Genomic DNA, 1,986 nt, shown 5'->3' with positions numbered 1-1,986 from the left:
ATCATCTTGATTAAGCAGCAACCAATCAGCACCTCTTTGAAATGCAGTAATTCTTCGCTTGTCGAGTAAATATTCATCCATTGACTGGTAACTTAGCAAATGGTCGGGCGAAATAGAGGTAATAATGGCAATATGGGGTGAAACTTCCAAGCTATGTAATTGGAAGTTTGACAGTTCCAAAACCGCAAAGTCATAGTCTTCACTTTTTTCAAGCTGCTGTAAAGTCATGCAATTGGGAATATTACCAGCTAGGATGGTTTTTTTACTGCAGGCTGTTAGCATAGTAAAAATTGCTTGAGCTGTGGTAGTTTTGCCCCTAGAACCAGTCACTCCTATAGTCTGACAGGGACAATATTTCAAAAAAATACTAACACTAGTTTCAATATCTTTCTTATTTTCACGCGCATACTCTAAGTACTTCAAAGCTTCTTTTTTATTCCAAATATCAGGATTAACAATAATGAGATCAGCCCAATCAATATCCTCCAAGCTATGCCCACCAAAACGGTAGTTAAATTGTTTCTCTTCGAGTTGAGCCAGGGTTGCTTGAAGTTGCTCGGCAGTCTTAAGGTCAGTAATTTTTACTGCCTTAGCATGCTTTGCAAAAAACAAAGCTGCGTCCAAACCACCACCCTGTAAGCCCAAGCCAAAAATCAAAACCTTTTTATTATGCAATGACTCAATATATGAAGATAAATTCTGATCCATATAAATATATTGAAGCTAAAAATCACTAAACTAAAGCTAGCCAAACCCCGAAAATGGCCAACATTAAAGCCGCTAACCAGCCACGTTGGACAATCTTGGGCTCCTCCCAGCCTTTATATTGTAGCAGGAGATGAAAAGGAGAGACCGTAAATATCTTTTTGCCTCGAAAGCGCTTAGATAAAAGCTGTAATAAACTGGAAAGCATATCTATTAAAAATAAGCCACCAATAATCACCAATGCCATAACTTTACCAAGCAAAAGCCCAGCTACCGCCAAAGTTGCCCCAAATGAAAGCGCTCCTACATCTCCCAACAAAATCCGGGCTGGATAAACATTAAAATATAAAAAGGCTACAATCGCTCCAATCCATAAAGCCAGGAAAAATGATAAAGGTGTATCTAAAATTGAAGCTGATAAAATCCAAAAAGCAAACAAGGCAATCATCAGCAAACCTCCAGATAAGCCATCCAAGCCATCGGTGATATTGACTGCATTAGCAAAAGACACAATCACAAAGGCTGCCAGCGGCACAAACCAAAACCCAATTGTAAAAACCCCGATAAATGGCAGATAAAAAATGTCGATTTTCAAATTAAAGTACATCATAAAAGCAATAATAAAAGCCAAAAGCCACTGAATAGCAAATTTGTGTCGCATCCGCAAACCAAAGAAACCAGTTGATTCAAACCTAAAAAATTTCATAAAATCATCATAAAGACCTAAAAGCCCAAAAGAAATAAATGAGAAAAAAAGAATATTAATTTCATCTCGAACTGGGTACACATGAGTAATATAAACCCCTAAATAACTAAGTAGTGGAAACAAAATAGCAAACAAAGCCGAAACTACCCCGATAATGAGCAGTCCTCCTCCAACAGGAGTGCCTTTTTTATGCTTATGTAATTTGTCAAAAATCGGAGTCGGCTTATTAAAAGCGTCCTTAGTTTGCTGCTCAGCTCGTAGAAAACGTAGTCTGTAGAGTAGATTAATAAACGGCACAATCAAAACTGATGTGCTCACAAAGGAAAAAATAAGCAAACCTAATAGTAGAGCTAATGGATTAGAGCTTTGCGTCATAGTTTATGGTAACATAAAGATTTGATAAATAGGGAGTAAATAATACTTTATTTTTCCTCTATGGAGCCACTTCCCGCCATGAGTAATCAAAGTCTTTAAGATCTTGCAAGGCCGTTGAGTTTGCAAGGTTATAGATCAATTGTGGATTATAAGTTATCACTTCTGATGGGGTATCAACATTGTCTAAAAGTAAATTGCGT

2 protein-coding genes are annotated in these 1,986 nt (G+C 37.3%); both read right to left on the bottom strand.

The genetic code is table 11. The features are described from left to right. Nucleotides 1-708 (bottom strand): UDP-N-acetylmuramoyl-L-alanine--D-glutamate ligase (locus tag GYA49_01910; GenBank protein NMC35776.1); only part of this gene is annotated, 708 nt, incomplete at its 3' end. A gap of 25 nt (nt 709-733) precedes the next feature. Then, the gene (locus GYA49_01905) at nt 734-1,786 is read right to left on the bottom strand and encodes a hypothetical protein (protein ID NMC35775.1); all 1,053 of its coding nucleotides are present in this window, start codon (nt 1,784-1,786) and stop codon (nt 734-736) included. Nucleotides 1,787-1,986 lie beyond the last annotated feature (200 nt).

The organism is Candidatus Beckwithbacteria bacterium, from assembly GCA_012797845.1.
In the GTDB taxonomy this organism is placed as follows: Bacteria; Patescibacteriota; Microgenomatia; order UBA1400; family UBA1449; genus JAAZOH01.
This window is presented reverse-complemented; position numbering and strand designations above follow the sequence as displayed.